16 protein-coding genes are annotated in these 16,799 nt (G+C 41.1%); 7 read left to right on the top strand and 9 right to left on the bottom strand.

Translation table 11 applies throughout. The features are described from left to right. Window positions 1-51 precede the first annotated feature (51 nt). Entirely contained in the window at window positions 52-1,278 is a 1,227-nt protein-coding gene (locus NSP_RS02665; RefSeq protein ID WP_006195694.1) for a succinate--CoA ligase subunit beta, read from the bottom strand. An 850-nt stretch (window positions 1,279-2,128) separates the two neighbouring features. Here NSP_RS02665 and NSP_RS02660 point away from each other — a divergent pair. The 4 genes from NSP_RS02660 (at window position 2,129) to surE (ending at window position 5,935) form a co-directional block, all read left to right on the top strand. Then, entirely contained in the window at window positions 2,129-2,326 is a 198-nt protein-coding gene (locus tag NSP_RS02660; protein ID WP_006195693.1) for an RRXRR domain-containing protein, read from the top strand. Between the two features lie 132 nt (window positions 2,327-2,458). Beyond that, window positions 2,459-4,153, top strand: coding sequence for a hypothetical protein (locus tag NSP_RS02655; RefSeq protein ID WP_006195692.1), 1,695 nt, complete (start codon window positions 2,459-2,461; stop codon window positions 4,151-4,153). Between the two features lie 261 nt (window positions 4,154-4,414). Beyond that, window positions 4,415-5,149: a DUF1995 family protein gene (locus NSP_RS02650; protein ID WP_006195691.1), complete on the top strand. Its 735-nt coding sequence runs from the start codon at window positions 4,415-4,417 to the stop codon at window positions 5,147-5,149. A 105-nt stretch (window positions 5,150-5,254) separates the two neighbouring features. Then, on the top strand, window positions 5,255-5,935 hold the full coding sequence (surE, locus tag NSP_RS02645) for a 5'/3'-nucleotidase SurE (protein WP_042201980.1): 681 nt from the start codon (window positions 5,255-5,257) through the stop codon (window positions 5,933-5,935). Here surE and NSP_RS26660 read toward each other — a convergent pair. Beyond that, a complete protein-coding gene (locus tag NSP_RS26660; protein WP_306424163.1) occupies window positions 5,932-6,183 on the bottom strand; it encodes a zinc ribbon domain-containing protein in 252 nt (83 codons plus the stop codon). The two genes, surE and NSP_RS26660, sit on opposite strands and share 4 nt — an antisense overlap. Before the next feature lie 210 nt (window positions 6,184-6,393). On the opposite strand from NSP_RS26660, the gene iscB reads away from it, so the two are divergent. Further along, entirely contained in the window at window positions 6,394-7,671 is a 1,278-nt protein-coding gene (gene iscB / locus NSP_RS02640; RefSeq protein WP_006194169.1) for an RNA-guided endonuclease IscB, read from the top strand. A gap of 26 nt (window positions 7,672-7,697) precedes the next feature. Here iscB and NSP_RS23830 read toward each other — a convergent pair whose 3' ends face one another. Then, on the bottom strand, window positions 7,698-7,949 hold the full coding sequence (locus NSP_RS23830; protein ID WP_269454134.1) for a transposase: 252 nt from the start codon (window positions 7,947-7,949) through the stop codon (window positions 7,698-7,700). Between the two features lie 82 nt (window positions 7,950-8,031). On the opposite strand from NSP_RS23830, the gene NSP_RS23825 reads away from it, so the two are divergent. Beyond that, on the top strand, window positions 8,032-8,172 hold the full coding sequence (locus NSP_RS23825; protein WP_071839264.1) for a ribbon-helix-helix protein, CopG family: 141 nt from the start codon (window positions 8,032-8,034) through the stop codon (window positions 8,170-8,172). Between the two features lie 54 nt (window positions 8,173-8,226). On the opposite strand, the gene NSP_RS02635 is transcribed toward NSP_RS23825, so the two are convergent. Beyond that, complete coding sequence (locus NSP_RS02635; RefSeq protein WP_006195688.1) at window positions 8,227-9,978, bottom strand: ABC transporter ATP-binding protein; 1,752 nt, start codon at window positions 9,976-9,978, stop codon at window positions 8,227-8,229. A 276-nt stretch (window positions 9,979-10,254) separates the two neighbouring features. Continuing rightward, the gene (gene fraI / locus NSP_RS02630) at window positions 10,255-10,980 is read right to left on the bottom strand and encodes a septal nanopore formation protein FraI (RefSeq protein ID WP_006195687.1); all 726 of its coding nucleotides are present in this window, start codon (window positions 10,978-10,980) and stop codon (window positions 10,255-10,257) included. A 304-nt stretch (window positions 10,981-11,284) separates the two neighbouring features. On the opposite strand from fraI, the gene galE reads away from it, so the two are divergent. Beyond that, a complete protein-coding gene (gene galE / locus NSP_RS02625) occupies window positions 11,285-12,283 on the top strand; it encodes a UDP-glucose 4-epimerase GalE (protein ID WP_006195686.1) in 999 nt (332 codons plus the stop codon). Between the two features lie 82 nt (window positions 12,284-12,365). Here galE and NSP_RS02620 read toward each other — a convergent pair whose 3' ends face one another. The 4 genes from NSP_RS02620 to NSP_RS02605 form a co-directional block, all read right to left on the bottom strand. Continuing rightward, window positions 12,366-13,007: a hypothetical protein gene (locus tag NSP_RS02620; RefSeq protein WP_006195685.1), complete on the bottom strand. Its 642-nt coding sequence runs from the start codon at window positions 13,005-13,007 to the stop codon at window positions 12,366-12,368. Continuing rightward, a complete protein-coding gene (locus NSP_RS02615; RefSeq protein ID WP_006195684.1) occupies window positions 12,982-14,253 on the bottom strand; it encodes an urease accessory protein UreH domain-containing protein in 1,272 nt (423 codons plus the stop codon). The genes NSP_RS02620 and NSP_RS02615 overlap by 26 nt, the downstream gene beginning before the upstream one ends. A 301-nt stretch (window positions 14,254-14,554) precedes the next feature. Further along, window positions 14,555-15,685 (bottom strand): mechanosensitive ion channel family protein, encoded by a 1,131-nt coding sequence (locus NSP_RS02610; protein ID WP_006195683.1) that lies wholly within the window; start codon window positions 15,683-15,685, stop codon window positions 14,555-14,557. A gap of 5 nt (window positions 15,686-15,690) precedes the next feature. Further along, window positions 15,691-16,788: a mechanosensitive ion channel family protein gene (locus NSP_RS02605; protein WP_006195682.1), complete on the bottom strand. Its 1,098-nt coding sequence runs from the start codon at window positions 16,786-16,788 to the stop codon at window positions 15,691-15,693. Between the last annotated feature and the right edge of the window lie 11 nt (window positions 16,789-16,799).

Raw genomic sequence — 16,799 nt, 5'->3', positions numbered from 1 at the left:
TTTATCTGTGGTTCATTAATTCTGTGCGTACCGACTTCAGCAAAAATTGTGTTATGCCTTTTTGTAAGCAATGGGCTTGGCTAGACGAACTGCTGCTGCTACAGCCTCATCTAAATTTTCTACTACTGTCAGAGCATCAGCTTGAGTATTTAATGTGGCTAAAAAATCCTTAGCAACATCGAATTCCGAACCAGTAATCCGGACAACCAAGGGCGGAAAATGAGACTCTCGGCGGGTTTTGCTGCTAGGTCTGACAGTTGGTGATTTGATTTCGCTTTTGTCGTGCTGGACAAAATTGCTAATGATTTGGGCTACTTCCTCAGTCTGAGGTACACTACCCAGAAGGTTCAGCAGTATGACTTGAATGCTTTTATCTGCTGCGAGGATGTTTAAACCTTTGGCTAGGCGTGAGCAAAAAGTCGTCGGTGAAACATCTGTAACCAAAGCATGGCGCAGATTCAGACAACTTCCCGCTTTACCACCAGCACTAGTGACTAAATCTAAGGTAGCCATTATTGAACCAGTACCATTACCCAGAATGCCAATTTTACCGTGTAATTCTAAACCATCCCAATCGCCTAAGTGACCGTTGACGGAACTTCTGCTCTGACGGTTAGCTATTTTGACGGCTATTTCCGCTAAGTCCCGATGGCGACCAATGGCGCGTTCGTTGATACTGACTTTACCATTGAGAGCCATCACTTGACCTGACGCACTCACAGCCAAGGGATTAATTTCCACCAAGTCTAAATCTTTCTGTACAAATAACTGGTACATTTTCTCGACAACCGAGCTGACAGACTGCATTAATGTACCTTTCAATCCCATTTTTAACGCCAGTCGCCGCGCATAGAAAGGAGAAAATTCTTGTTCAACTACAACATGATGCATTTTCTCTCCTGCGGATTCCCAATCAATATCGGGTTCTGTGGAACCTAAAAGCACTGGTCTACAAACAGCTGTATCTAAAACTACTGCTAGATAAAATTCTTGTTCACCAATATACTTAGATTCTGCCAGTAAAACTTCTGGTAATTCGCCCCAAATCGGCAAATTAAAGATCGTTTGCGCCGCAGCGATCGCATCAATTGTAGTTTCTACAAACCTGACTCCACCAGCCTTTGCTCTTTCGCCCGTATATACCTGCGACTTGAGTACAATCGGATAGCGAATTTTTAACCGTTTCAAATCTGTAGGATGGTCAATTCGTTGGGAAGGCAATACGGGAATGCCTATTTTCCCAAACCATTCTTTAACTTGGTACTCCAATAAATCCATTTACTTGCACCCTGTATTTACACTTCCAAAAGCATTTGTTTGGTGCTGATTTTAACTTTCAATAGCACTAGAATTACATAATTGAGCTTTGTTCGTCTATAATAAATAATTTATTTCTTATGTATTAATTCTATCGGATTCGGTAAAGGATGCCAATTTATTTTTTAAATGAAAAGATGAATACTGTACTTACTAAGAGTAATTAATATTCTCCGTGAATTTGTCAGCATATAACAAAACCAGCATTAATGTCAAAAAAAATTGATATTATGTTATTTCTGTCCCCCCTTCAGGCCTGAGACACTTTTGTGGTGCAGCTTGTAGCACTTGGGGAGTTTTAGCTCCCTCCAGTCAGTAGCTTTAGTTTCTCCATTGACCAAGCCCCCTTCGGGCGGGGTTGCAGGTTTGGGTTGTGGGGTGTAGGAGAACAAAGAGCAAAGAGAACAACCCAAGGGTTTCAAGCCTCGTTTTTCAAGACGATTGCATTGGTCGGGGTTCAAGCTCCGTCCAATACCGGATTCACTACCCCCTACCCCCACACCCTTCTTTTTGACAATTGAAGACCGTGAAAAATTACCAATATTTAAGATTTTGCTAAAAAGTCAGAATTTATGTTAAAAAGTTGGACTATATGACTAAGTAGTCATTAGCACTAGTCATTAGTGTTTTGGGGTGCATACCCCGATTCTAGTGTGCTGGAAAACTAATGAATAACGACTCTTTTCACCGTATATCTCTGGCTACGCCACGCAAGCTATTGTGGGGTGTGGTTAAATAAAGACTAAGGACTCAGGGCTAATGACTCCGCGTAGCGGATTTATTTTATGCTTTCCCAGACAATACACCATTGATGCCAACTAAACCAAGTCGTGCTAGACGTTGGATGAAAAAAGGTAAAGCAGTTGGTAAATTCAACAAATTAGGTATTTTTTATGTTCAGTTGGTGATTATGTCGAAGCTACTCAAGGCAATAAAACATATAGAGGTTGGGTTAGTGGCGACACCGAAAAACAAGTTTCTGTCTCTGACCAAAACTGGAAACGGTTAGGTCAATTCAGTAAAAACAAAGTCCGACTAATTAGACGCTATATCGGGCTAATTTCCACTGCGGTTAAAACCGCTTGCGTCGCTTCCCTCTCAGGGCTAAAGCCTCTGAGTTTCCCGCATACCATGTAATCTTATGAAAGTAGCAGTTCAGCAGGAAGATTTAGAAGTTTTAGCCAGAAGTTTGCACGAACAAGTTTTTGCAGCAATTCCCTCTGGTGAAATCTTCCAAATTAAGTGTGCTGTCAAAAAAGACGAGTTAATGATTTTAACTCAACATCCAGTGGGTGTAAGTGTGGAGACTGAACATATCTTTGTCATACTCAAAGAAGCCCTCCAGTCGTCACTAATCTACAGTGAACAGCGCGTACAGTGCTTTATCAGAAGATTTGGGGAAGAACTTCCTTATGCTAGATGTTCTTTCATCATCGAGCAACAGGAGCAAGTGAGGCGACCAATACCTCTCTCATCTTCTCTGACCTATACTCCATCTCCCATAGAGGATAAACCAGAAGAACAGTTTGATCCTTTCCAAGATACACCGGATGTGTTGACTACCCAGTCACAACGCCCGGTTAAATCTCTACTGCTAGGAATAACTTTGATGGGAATTGGGGTGTTTGGTACTGGTTTTTACTTGCTAACTCGTCCTTGTGTCATGTCTTTTTGTCAAGAACTTCAAACTGCGGAAAAATTGAACTTGGGATCTAGACAACTGATGCGTAGTGCTAATTCGGAAAATCAATTAGTAGCAATACAACAGCAACTAGAAACAGCTACCAGTGACTTGATAAGTATTCCTAGTTGGTCATCGCGCTACCAAGAAGCTGAGGTGTTAAAAACTAGCTTGTCTATGCAGTCAGCTAAAATTAACCAGTTGCTAACAGCTTTCCAGGCGGCTGATGTGGCTGAGAAAAAAATGCAAGCTACAGCCAATAGTATAGAAGGATTACAGGATATACAACATTCATGGCGAGGTGCGATCGCACCACTGGAGGCTATATCTTCTACCAGTGAACTCTATGAGCTAGTAAAACCGAGATTATCAAAATATCGTGTGAGTTTGCAAGCTGTAAATCAGGAGTTAGTAGCCCAAGAACAATGGCTAAAAAAACTGAATGATGCTAAGGCTGTAGCAATTGTAGCCAAAGAGCGCGAAACCACTGCTAAATCTTTAAATGACTGGCAAAAAGCACAGTCTACTTGGCAAGTAGCCATTAATGCTTTGAAGATTATTCCCCATACTAGCCCCGCGTACCCAGAAGCACAAGAACTGTTATTAGTGTATGAACCTCGATTAGCAAAGACACGCATCAGCGCCACGATAGAAAAAATAGCCAGTGACAATTATCAACAAGCCATCAGCACAGCCAATCAAGCCAAAATCTATGAGCAACAAAACCAGTGGCAGGTAGCAGTGACATACTGGACACAGGCTTTAGAGAGTGCGAAACAAGTTTCTCAACAGAGTTTTTACTACAATCAATCTCAGAGGCTGATTGAACCTTATTCAACCGCCCTGAAGCAAGCACAAGAAGAACTCCAATTCCTCAGTCGTTTGGAACAAGTTCGTAATGACCTCGATCAAACCTGTTCTCGAGAAATTCTGGTTTGCACTTTCACCATTCATAAGACGGGAATTGTCATATCCCTTACCCCTAACTATGAACAAGTGCTACAAACCACGTTATCTGAAACCGAGCTTGAAACTACAAACCACTGGTATATTTTACAAGAAGCTTTAGGAGTAATTGGTGATTCTGCCAATCTGCCAGTCTTTATTTACAATACCCAAGGTCAAGGATTATATACGCATATACCGCAGGGGTAGTATAGCAAAAGTCAAGAATAGGGTGTTGGGGGTAGGGGTTAGGGTGTAAGGAAGACAGCATTGGTCGTGGCTTGTCACCCACACCAATGCAATCGTCTTGAACAGACGGGGCTTGTCACCCCTTTCTTGGTTGGGGCTGTCTCGAACCTGCAACCCCTCCCCAACGGGTCTGGGTTATCTCCTAACCACCCTGGCGGTTGCTATAAATTAAGACCGGATAATGTTGAATCTCTGTGTAGAACCTAAATTTATATCTCAATTATGCCTGAACTTCCCAACAGTCTTGAACAAGCGATCGCTCAATCTCGTATAGCTACCCAAGCAGCCCTTGCAGATGGCTACACACGCTTACAAGTTGATTTTTTGTTCCCAGAACTTAAACTTATGCCGGTGGCGGAACAATTTTTATCTTTGTTTACAGAATATGATTCTCGCCTGAAAATTTTCTTTCCTGATGCTGGTGGTGCAGCTTTGGCTAACCGTGATTGGGCTGGTACACCATTTAAAATTTTGGATATCGGTACAGGGAGGGTGGCCTCCATACAGTCGAAAATTCAGCCAGAAGATGAAATTTTCCTATTTATTGCTCCGACTTCTGTAGAGGTTCCCCAAGTGGAAAAGCTATGTGAAAATATAGGCGATCGCCCTTTTGTGATGTTAAATCCTCGCCTGGAAGATTCTGGTGTGGTGGGTATTGGTTATACAGCCAGGCAAACCCGCCAGCGTTTTATTAGTACTCTGGAATCTTGTTACTACCTGCGTCCTGTAGATGATACCACGGCTGTATTTCGCTGCTATCCCGGATTATGGGAAGTATGGGTAGAAATAAACGGCGAGTATCAAAAAGTTGCGGAATTACCGAAAAGACCCACGGGTGATGAGTTGGATGTAATTGTGATGCAAGGACAACCACAAACAGGGACAGATGCTGCACCTGCGAAAAAGCCCAGTGTGTTCAAGAGTTTGCAACGGTTTTTTAAGGCGTTGAGTAGCTAACCTGAATAAAAACATTAACCACAGATGAACACAGATATTTTATCCTTGTCTGTGGTTAAATTCATGTTTGCCAAATTGATAACTGATAACTGATAACTGTTTACTATGACGATAATGCTCACCAATGACGACGGAATTGATGCTCCTGGTATTCAAGCTCTGTTTAAGGCTTTAAATGATCAAAAAGCAATTATTGCCGCCCCTAGAGACCATCAATCTGGATGTGGGCATCAAGTTACTACGACTCGTGGAATTAATCTGCAACGGCGTTCTGAAAATGAGTATGCGATCGCAGGTACTCCCGCAGATTGTGTGAGAATCGCCACTAGCCAAATTTGCCAAAATATCAAATTTGTGCTTTCAGGTATCAATGCTGGGGGAAACTTGGGCGTAGATGCTTATATTTCCGGTACTGTTGCGGCTGTGCGGGAAGCTGCTACACAAGATATTCCCGGAATTGCTATTTCCCAATATATCAAAGGTAAGCAAAGTCTTGATTGGGATCTGGCTGCTAAGTGGACTGCTGAAGTTTTAGCTGATTTACTCCAGCGTGATTTAGAACCGGGAAGCTTCTGGAATGTGAATTTACCACATTTGCAACCAGGTGATCCCCATCCTCAGATGGTGTTTTGCCTACCTTGTACCAAACCGTTACCGATTAACTATCGCATTGATGGCGATGATTTTTATTATGTGGGGGAATATAGCAAACGCGATCGCACTCCTGGCAGTGATGTTGATGTCTGTTTTTCCGGTAATATCGCCGTAACTCAGTTAAAGGTTTAAGTGTTGACATACTCACCGCCCTTAAAGTGCGGGGAAACACTTGACGACTCACTGCAACTTGCTACCGGAGTAGTCTGATAGTCCCTCCTCGTCCATTTAAGGTCGTGCCGATGCCCCATGCCGACCATTTCTATGTTTTTAGAAGCATTTTCGTCCCTGTCGTGTTCAGCATTGCAATTTAAACACAGCACTGAACGGATAGAGAGATCCACCTTACCCCACCTATACCCACAACAAGAACAAGTCAGAGAGCATAAATAAACGGAGTAATCTGTAGTTTATGTGAACCAAACTACTCAAAACATGAGTAAACGTTATCTAGGTCATAACACCTTGGGATTCGCTAGTCCCCTGCCATGTTGCTACTTATTAAACAATCCGCAAGGATAGTGTATTTAGCATAACAAGCTCAGATAACAAGGTTGAAGCAAACATTACCCTGAAAAGGTGAAATTTAAATGTCTAATTTTGTTCTAGTTCTTGATACCAACAAAAAACCACTTACTCCAATTCATCCAGGAGATGCACGTTTTTTATTAAATCAACAAAAAGCTGCTGTATTTAGAAGATTTCCATTTACCATAATTTTGAAAGAACCTAAATCTGAAGTTCCAACTCAACCGATTGAATTAAAAATAGATCCAGGGAGTAAAACTACAGGTTTTGCGTTAGTTCAAAATAATAAAGTCATCTGGGGTATGGAATTACAACACAGAGGTTTAGCTATTAAAGAAAGCCTAGAAACTCGAAAAGGAGTAAGGCGAGGAAGACGTTCTAGACATACTCGTTATCGTCAAGCTAGATTTCTTAACCGCACTAAACCTCAAGGTTGGTTAGCACCTTCTTTAAGCCATAGAGTTTTAACTATTAACACTTGGGTTAAAAGATTATGTAATTTTGCCCCAATAACTGACATAGTTCAAGAGCTTGCTAGGTTTGACCTACAGCAGCTAGAAAACCCGGAGATATCAGGCTTTGAGTATCAACAGGGAGAGTTACAAGGGTATGAAGTCCGTGAATATCTTTTGAATAAATGGAATAGAAAATGTGCATACTGTACTGCGGAAAATGTCCCTTTACAAGTTGAGCATATTAAACCAAAAGCCAAAGGAGGAACTAATAGAATTTCTAATTTGTGTCTAGCTTGTGAGAAATGCAATATCAAAAAAGGTACTCAAGATATTGAGAAGTTTTTAGCAAAAAAGCCTGAGTTGTTGAAGCAAATTTTATCCCAAGCCAAGCGTCCACTAAAAGATGCGTCTGCTGTAAATTCAACGAGATGGGCTTTATTTAATAAGTTAAAAGAAACTGGATTACCTATAACAACAGGTTCAGGAGGTTTAACTAAGTTTAATAGAACTCGTTTAGGATTGCCTAAAACTCATTGGATTGATGCTGCTTGTGTAGGAAAAGTTGAAACTCTCAAAATACTGACAACAAAAATTTTAACAGTAAAAAGCACGGGGCATAGTTGCAGAAGATTCTGTAGGATCAATAAATTTGGTTTTCCTTGCACTGAGCCTAAAAAAATATTCACTCATGTTTCTACAGGAGATTTTGTTAAGGCTACTTTGCACAAAGATCGTAAAAACATAACTTCTGGAAAGTATGTAAGTCGTGTTAAAACTCCCACAAAAAACGGATGTGAGATTGTTATCAATGGTTTTAGAGTTGAATTTTCAACAATGAAAGATATTACTAAGGTTCATTGTAGTGACGGGTATAGCTACGTTTGACTACGGACAACTACAATTTTATGAGATTAAATGCAAAGACTGGTGGGTTCCCATCGGCTAATGACCCTGAAATCACGGTGAAGTTTTTCAGCTTTAGCCTCGCAAAATCCCCGGAATTCTCGCCATCCCTGTAAACTAATTGCTCTTGCCAGTTGACGATTTCTGACCATTCCTGACACATTCAAATCTTCCAAAACAATTGCTTGGTTGTCCCTAACTACTTTAGTTGATAGTTTGTGTAGGAAATGTTGACGAGTATCTGCAATTTGGTTATGCAGTTTAGCAATTTGAATTTATCTGGCTTTCACTATTTTTCCTTCAAAACTGCTACTATTGTATATCATATGAATATACAATAGTATGAACAAAAGTGTATTTTTTCGATTAACCGAGGAAGAATTGGCGCATCTCGAAAGTTACTGCAAGGTGACTCAGAGAACGAAATCTGATGTACTTAGAGATTTGATTAGAAAACTGAAAACAAATAAAAAGCCGTCCTAGAAGGCTTGTACTGAGCTTGCCGAAGTGACGGGGCTTGTATCCCATTATTTTCGGTCAACGCAGTAACTCTTCTACTTGATGCTGACTCCACAAAGTTTTGTAAAGACCCTCTGTTTGTAATAATTCTGAGTGTTTGCCTATCTGCACAATTTTACCCTGCTCCATGACAAAAATGCGGTCAGCCGTCGCCGCCGCCGATAGCTGATGAGTGATAAAAATTATGGTTTTGCGTGTCGAATCACTGGCAAGATTATTGAGAATTTGTGTAGCAGTTTGATTATCCACGCTGGAAAGGGCATCATCTAAAATTAATATTGGAGCTTCTACCAACATCGCCCTAGCTAAGGCTGTACGTTGTCGCTGACCACCAGAAAGAGTTATACCGCGTTCGCCAACAATGGTTTCATATTGATGCGGAAAATTGCTAATTTCGGCATCAATTTGGGCTAGTTTGGCAGCAAACTCTACATCTTGAGCTTCACTAACTGGGTCAGCATAACGGATATTATTTTTAATTGTGGTGCTAAACAAAAAGCTATCTTGAGGAACGTAGGCGATCGCCTGACGTAAATCTGCCAATGATATCTTAGTAATATCCATACCATCCACAAACAATTGCCCTGGTGCAATATCTAACAAACGCGGTAAAGCATTGGCCAAAGTTGATTTACCAGAACCAATAGCCCCGACAATCGAGACTGTTTCCCCAGGAAAAATAGTAAAATTGATATTTTCTAAAGCCGGAGTAGTCGCACCAGGGTAAGTGTAGCTGAGATTTTCGGCTGTGAGTTTTCCTTGAATATCAGCTAAAGGCAAATGTATAGTATCCGCTTCGTCTTGAATTTTTGGTGTTACAGAAAGAATAGACTCCAGACGATCAACACTCACTTCACCACGTTGATAAGCTGTAATTGTGAAACCTAATAAAGCTGTGGGGAAAACTAAACGTTCTACATAAATCAGCAGCGCCAAAAAGTCACCTACAGCTAGGGTTCCAGTAGATATTTGTGTAGCCCCCAGCCAGATAATTACCAGAGAACTGAGATTAGCTAGACCACCGATTAAAGGAAACAGAATATTTCGACTTTTAGCCAGTTGTAGGTTAGCCGCCAATAGCTGGTCATTCTTTTGAGCAAAAGCTCGACGCTCATTTTCTTCTTGGGCGTAGATTTTAATTAATGCAATACCGCTCACATCCTCTTGAATCAGTTCACTGATGTCTGATAGTTCCTCTTGGACTACAGCTTGCTGTTTGCGGAGACGACTGCTAAACAGATGCACTAACCAGAACATGAAAGGATAAACCGCCAAGGAAGCTAATGTGAGATTTACACTAATTGTTAACATTACTGGTAGGGTCAGAGCATAGGCAAACAGAGTATTTGCCAAACTCAGTACCGCAAAACCCACCAACCTCTTGACATTTTCCACATCACTGGTAGCCCGATTAATTAAATCTCCAGCCGTGTTAGTAGCAAAATAAGCAGGTTCCAGCTTGAGTAAGTGTTCAAAAATTCGTTGTTTCAGGTCAAATTCTACCTGTCTTCCTACCCCAAACAGCCAGATACGCGAAGCCATACGGATGAGCCACATCGCGGAACTGAGCAAGATAATCGGCACTACGTAATATAATATGTTGTTGAAATTAAAGCTAGCCGAAAGTTGGTCAACGGCTGAACGAATCAACCAGGGGATATAAACACCCAGCCCATTGACCGATAATAAAGCGAGAATGCCTAATGTCGTTTCCCGCCAATGGGGACGTAAATAAGCACCGAGTTTAGCAAGTCTTCGAGATTCTGCCATTAAAGCGATATTGCCACTTAATCATCTGAGAATGAACTGCTGATAAATCTCTATTTTATGGAACTTTCGGCAGTCCGCCCTATCCTACTTTAGCGAATAGAGAAGCCCATAAAGCAGCAATTTGTCAACATTGTTGAGATTAAACCACAGATACAAATAGATAAACACCAAGCAAACATCTGTGTTCATCTGTGTAGCCTACGGCAAGCCGCTAACGCGTCTACATCTGTGGTTCATTTTTCCTGACTCGTATTTTTGCCAGCTAAAGTTACTTTTTTAGCGAGGTGTCTGATTACCACGCAAGAAGAAATAAATCTGGTTAAGATAACTTTCCCATACTTGGGTTGTGAGTTGCAGAGTTTCAGCACTAGGTACAAAGTCTTCAATTCGCAATCCGCGATTGGCAATATCTTGAGGAGGAGTTTGGGACAAGTAAGGTGGAACTGTAACACCCAAAGAGTTTAATGCTATGGTTGCACGACCCTGTTCTTGATTCAGCAGAATAGGATTGCCTACTATATCAGAAATTATCGTGGGGGTAGTTGTTGTCCCCCATGCCACAAGCGCCTCCGGGGAGGAAGTTTCAGGTGTGAGAGCCGAAACGAGCTGATTATTCTGAATAATTTCCTGAGTTGCTACATCGGGTACTCTCACCAGAAAATAAGCGATCGCTGGTGTACTTGCCAACAGTAAAATTGTCAGCGACCAACCCACCAAATAACCACCCGGCTTATCTATCCCACCGCCCTTAATCCTCTGAGCAGCAAACATCATCAGCAACACCGAAGCTCCCAAAGGCTTGAGGGGAAATGATACAACCCTCCACAAAGATGCCACAGCAGGTTCATTAGGGTTAATAAACGACAAAGCTATGACAATCAACACAATGACTAAAACTAATCTCCCGATAAAGGTTCCAGAAGGATAAAATCTCTGAAACAGAGAGTAAACAACAGTGCCAATCAGCAACCACAGTAGTACTCGGCTTAGTAATAGAAACATAGATTAACTCTCAAATTTTATTGTGCTGTGAGCCAGTTTAAAACAGGAGTTTCCCCCATGATTGACTGACACACCCGTAAAAATCAGCCTAGAGATTTTCGGCATCAGATGTATTTTCTCGTCAAATTGTAATCGCACTATTACTTGAGAGCAAATACCTCCAGCCCAACACCAAAGACTACCGTCGTAGTGATTTTAGTGCAATTTTTTCACACTGCGTCGATTATTTGTCATTTTTCGGATGAGTAATGTGGCACCAGTAAACTAAATTAATTGAACAGTTGTCAACTCTAAAGGAAAAACTATGTCGAATGGAAAGCCCAGCATTTTAGTCACGGGGGGCGCTGGATATATTGGTTCCCATACTGTACTTGCTCTCAAGCAAGCGGGTTATGAAGTAGTCATACTCGATAATCTGGTTTATGGGCATCAAGACTTGGTAGAAAAGGTTTTGCAAGTAGAATTGGTAGTCGGAGATACAGGCGATCGCCCTTTGTTAGATGACTTATTTAAAAGCCGGAATATTACGGCAGTCATGCACTTTTCCGCCTATGCCTACGTAGGTGAATCGGTGACTGACCCAGCCAAATATTACCGGAACAACGTTGTGGGTACACTGACGCTGTTAGAAGCGATGCTAGCTGCATCTATTCACAAATTCGTCTTCTCTTCCACCTGTGCGACCTATGGAGTCCCCGAAATCGTACCTATCCCCGAAAACCACCCCCAAAACCCCATTAATCCTTACGGGGCTACCAAGCTAATGGTAGAGCGAATTCTGTCTGATTTTGATGTAGCTTACGGTTTGAAATCGGTACGTTTTCGCTACTTTAATGCAGCTGGCGCTCATCCGGGTGGCTTATTAGGCGAAGATCATCAACCAGAAACCCACTTAATCCCCTTAGTACTGCTGACAGCTTTAGGTAAAAGAAAATCTATTTCCATTTTTGGTACAGATTACCCCACCCCTGATGGTACTTGTATTCGCGATTATATTCATGTTAATGACTTGGCAGATGCCCATGTTTTGGGATTGCAATATCTATTAGAAAATGGCGACAGCGAAGTTTTCAACTTAGGTAACGGTAACGGCTTCTCCGTCAGAGAAGTGATTGCAGCTGCCAAAGAAGTAACTGGACTAACCATACCAGTTGAAGAGTGCGATCGCCGCCCCGGAGATCCCCCATCTCTCATTGGTAGTGGCGAGAAAGCCCGAAAAATCCTCAACTGGCAACCGCAATACCCAGACATCAAAAATATTGTCACCCATGCCTGGCAATGGCATCAAAAGCGACATCTGTAATTACCGAATTTATTAGTATTAAACTAAACATCCAGTGTTATAAATATTGTGGGGTGGGCATCTTGCCCGCCTTTCTTTAACGCTATTCCTGCCCTTTCTTCATCCGCAGGATAAAAAACACAATCCCCAAAGCCACAAGCATCGCCAAAACTAACAACGTAATCGTCAACCCAGACCTGAAATTCATATCTTGAGTCGGTGCATTATTATTGACATCTGGCACATTTGCTGATTTTTTAGCAGTTCCAGTTGCCACCGTGACTTCAAACTCAAATTGAAACGGTTTAAAACTGGCCTCAGTCGCCGGTTTACCACTTAGCTGTAACTGATACCGTCCAGGCTTAGGAAAAGTAATTTCTGCACCGGGAATGCCTTGATAACGTTCAGCTGATACAGGTGCTAAAGATGGCTCTATGAGGGCGGGTTCCCCTGGTGTATGGGGTTCGGCATAAATCAATAATTCACAATCGCACTCTGTCAAGGGAATTACCTTACCACCTTTACGAGTAAGAGCAAACCAGGTTTGGCTGGGTTCACCAGCACGAGGATTATCATTCGGCTCAATGTGGATAGTAGCACCGACATCTTCAGATATTTGCACCTGATGGGCAAAAGTGGGATGAGCAGTAATAATTGATATGACTAAGCAACTCAAAAATAAGCAGTAATAAATGATTCGGGGAATCTGATCATACCTGTTACGGCGATTTGGTTGGGGGTACATACAACTTTTCTATATTTAACTTTGACCAAAACAAACGTGAACGCAGCAATAACACGCCAAAGGTGACAATTCCCAGCAACACTACCGCTAATTTATTTCCCCATGTTGATTGTAAGGAACCCAAGTAATGGGAACCAATCAATACAGCATGAATGGCAGTTAAGACTAAAGCTGGTACACCCAAGAGATGAATTTGTCGCCAACGCTTACCTAAATATTTTTGCAGTGATTCAAAACTTGTGAAAGCCGCCGGAGTAATTAAGACTAATGCTACAGCACCCGCAGCCATGCCCCACTGAAAATCTGGGGGTAAGAAGAAAAAAGCCGCAAATTGCCACTGTAATGAATGTTCGATCATGTGGGTAGTATGAACCACAGCCAGCACAAAAGCACCCACTCCCAAACCTCGACGGTAACGCAAAGGTGAAGCCCACAGGCGGCTAATGGGACGGGCAATTAGTGTCAAGATTAAGCAGATCAAAGCAGCGTGTCCACTGTAATCTACCATTGTGTCACCAGTCCGCAGCAAAGTAAGCACGCCAATGGTGAGTGTCACCCAGCCGCCTAAACGAAATAACTGGCTGCGCCTATCTTTATTTACCAAAGAAGTGGAGACACCCACACCTAGCATCGTGGGTAGAGTTCCCAGCCCAAAAGCCAGCATAGTTGCTCCACCCATCCATAAATTACCAGTTTCCGCAGCTTTAATTTGGGCAGCATATAAAAAACCACAGGGCATTAAACCCCAAGTCATGCCTAAAAGCATCGGTGTCCACCATCTAGTTTTGTAGGAAAGCTTGAGCATCCCTGTACTCAGGCGGTCGTGTAAACGTCCTTGTAGTAAGGGATGTAATACAGGAATTCGTGGCAGCAAGTCGGGTGTGACTTGCCCTAACCCAAACCAAATTAGCATTAAGCCGGTAATAATTGCCATCCAGCGCCGGAAATCGCTGCCTACGCCCGCAAACTGACCACCTTGCAGTAATACCGAACCCAGCGCCCCTATGCCAGCACCGACTAAAGCATAGCTCAACATTCGCCCTAGATTCAGTAAGAAATGAAATCTTAATTGCTGTTGCCACGAATTGGGTATTTTCCGAGGTGGTGTTTGTTCAGAGGAAACTGTTTGTGGAGTTGTTTGCTGCTGGGAAAGGGAAAACGCCACAGTTAGGGGACCACACATCCCAAAGCAATGTCCAAAACTGCCCAGGAACCCCAGGATCGTGATGAGTGACAAATCTAGCATTCTGATAAATTCCTGCGGCTCGTTTCTAGTGCGAAAATATACCTTAAGTTTATAGCTTTGTCAAAAGACGAGTTGTCAAACTTAGGCTCTCGCCAAGGGCAATTTTCCCGCCGCGTTCCTCTTCAGCCAGGAATACAAGCACATCATCAGTTGAAATTAGTGTGTCAAAGTCTCCCCTCTCCTTAGTAAGGAGAGGGGCTGGGGGTGAGGTTCTATATTTGATTTATCCAGCCATATGCTAAGGAAATTAAACCCAATTAAGTCCCTTAACTGATAACTGATAACTGATAACTGTTAACTGTTAAAGTGGGATTGGTGAATCTACATAAATTGTCGGTTCTTGCATAGTAAACACAATTCCAAAACTAACTAGTTTTTTGGAAATTTTCTCATTGGCTAACTCCAATAGACGTTTACGTAATTGGAGAGAGTTATCACTAGAACCTAAAATAAAGAACGTTACTCTGGTTCGAGTTGTCTGCTTGGCCAAATTCTGATTTAAAAAAGTAATACTGGTGCTTCCTGGGTCTATACCAAACAGTGAGTTAGTACTTTCGGCTACCACTTGCTCAACTAAAGCTTTTTCTTGATGTTCCAGCAGGGTGGCAAAATCGAGGTAAAGTAAAACCATCACTTTTTTACCTCGCGTAATATTTTCAATTTCTAAGTTGGCTAATATGGAATTGGGAATAATGAATAACGTACTTTTAGCAGCAGTCCGAATTTTACTGGAACGAATCCCAATTGATTCCACTCTTCCAAATAACCCTTCGGGAATTTGTCCAGATTTCTGTAAGCGAATATATTCCCCAGGAATAAAGGGTCTATCTAAATACAACACAATTGTTCCTAACAACTGCTCTAGTGTCTTTTGTGCCGCAAATGCGATCGCTAATCCACCAATACCCAAACCAGTTAATAAACCAACTAAATTAAATTGCTGACTCTGAGCAAAAGCAATAATAGCAATAAACCCAATCATCACATTTGCTAAAGTTTCAAATACTAAAAGTAATTCGTCTACTTCTCGTCCCAATTTCCGCACTAATTCAATACCATATACGCGAATAAATTGCCGAAATAGACGAGAACAAAGCCAAGCTAAACTACTAATAACGGCTAAGTCTACAATGGGGGAAAGAAATCTATATATAGATTGATATTCGATAATCCATGCTAAGGATAACGATATCAGAATTAAAGTACCTGTGATTCTAAATAAGTTTCTAATAGGTTCGATTAAATTGTTATAAATACTAGCTACCTGTTGCGGTGCAAAACGTTGAATAACAATTCGCAGAAAAGTAGGAGTATATCGTCCAGCTAGTATAGATAGCAGGATAAACAATAAAAATATTCCAAATCTAGATAGGGCTAATATTGTGGTGTCACGCTGGAAAAATTCCAGGATAATCTGTGAAATGTTCTTCATTATGTCTAAATCGTAATCGGTGAGTCAACGTAAATTGTTGGTTCTTCTATCTCAAATGCAATCCCATATTCTTTCAAATATTGAGTCATACTTTGAGTAGCCAAATCTAAAAGTTGACGACGTAATTCCATTGAAACATCTCCAGAACCCAAAATAAAGAAAGAAACTTGCGCTTGACTTTTGTCTGGATCTACTAGATTATTTATATTTTTAAAAGTGACGTTTGTATTACGTGAATCCAGTCCAAAAATACCGTTTGTACTTTCTAAAATAATTTGACGAATTAGCGCCCTTTCTTCACTGCTGATAGCTCGATAAAAGGTTAAATAAAGTATAGACATGACTTTTTTCGCACCCGTAAAGTTTTCAATATTTACTTGTGTCAAGGAACTATTGGGAACTATGACTACGGTTCCTTTACCAGAGGTGCGAATGCGAGTGGATCTCAAACCGATAGATTCAACTCTGCCAAAAGTACCGTCGGGTAGTCCGATATAATCATCAATTACAAAGGGACGGTCTAGATAAATCACAATACCACCCAAAACTTGCTCTAATGTCTTCTGAGCCGCAAAAGCTACTGCTAAACCACCAATTCCTAAACTAGCTAACAATCCTAAAAGATTAATTTGATGACTTTGAGCATAGATCAGAACAGCTACAAAAATAATGATGATATTAGCTATCCATTTGAAGAGTATCAGGAATTCACTGCTAATTTTCTGCCCAGTTTTAAAAGCCGCATTTAATAAATAAAAATCAAAAAAGTTTTTAAATAATCTAGAGGCTAATAAACTCGTAGTGATGGCTAAAGATAAACTAATAACTATTTCTAAGGAGTTAGTCCAGCTATTTTTGGGTAATAGAACTGAAATTAACTCAACCAATAAAATTACAGTTGCAGAAGTTATAAAAATTTCATTAGGCTTAATTAACTTTTGGTAAATATCTTTAGTTTGGAAAATTGTTAGTTGTTTCAAGAGTAATTTTAACCATACAAAAGTTAACCGAAAAATTACGAATATGAAAGTTCCAACTACTAAACCCAATAAGGCAATTGTGATTTCTCTAATCGTAATGGTTTCTGGTAAAAAATCTAACATTTATCCCATGA

The organism is Nodularia spumigena CCY9414 (assembly GCF_000340565.2).
Taxonomy (GTDB): domain Bacteria; phylum Cyanobacteriota; class Cyanobacteriia; order Cyanobacteriales; family Nostocaceae; genus Nodularia; species Nodularia spumigena.
This window is presented reverse-complemented; position numbering and strand designations above follow the sequence as displayed.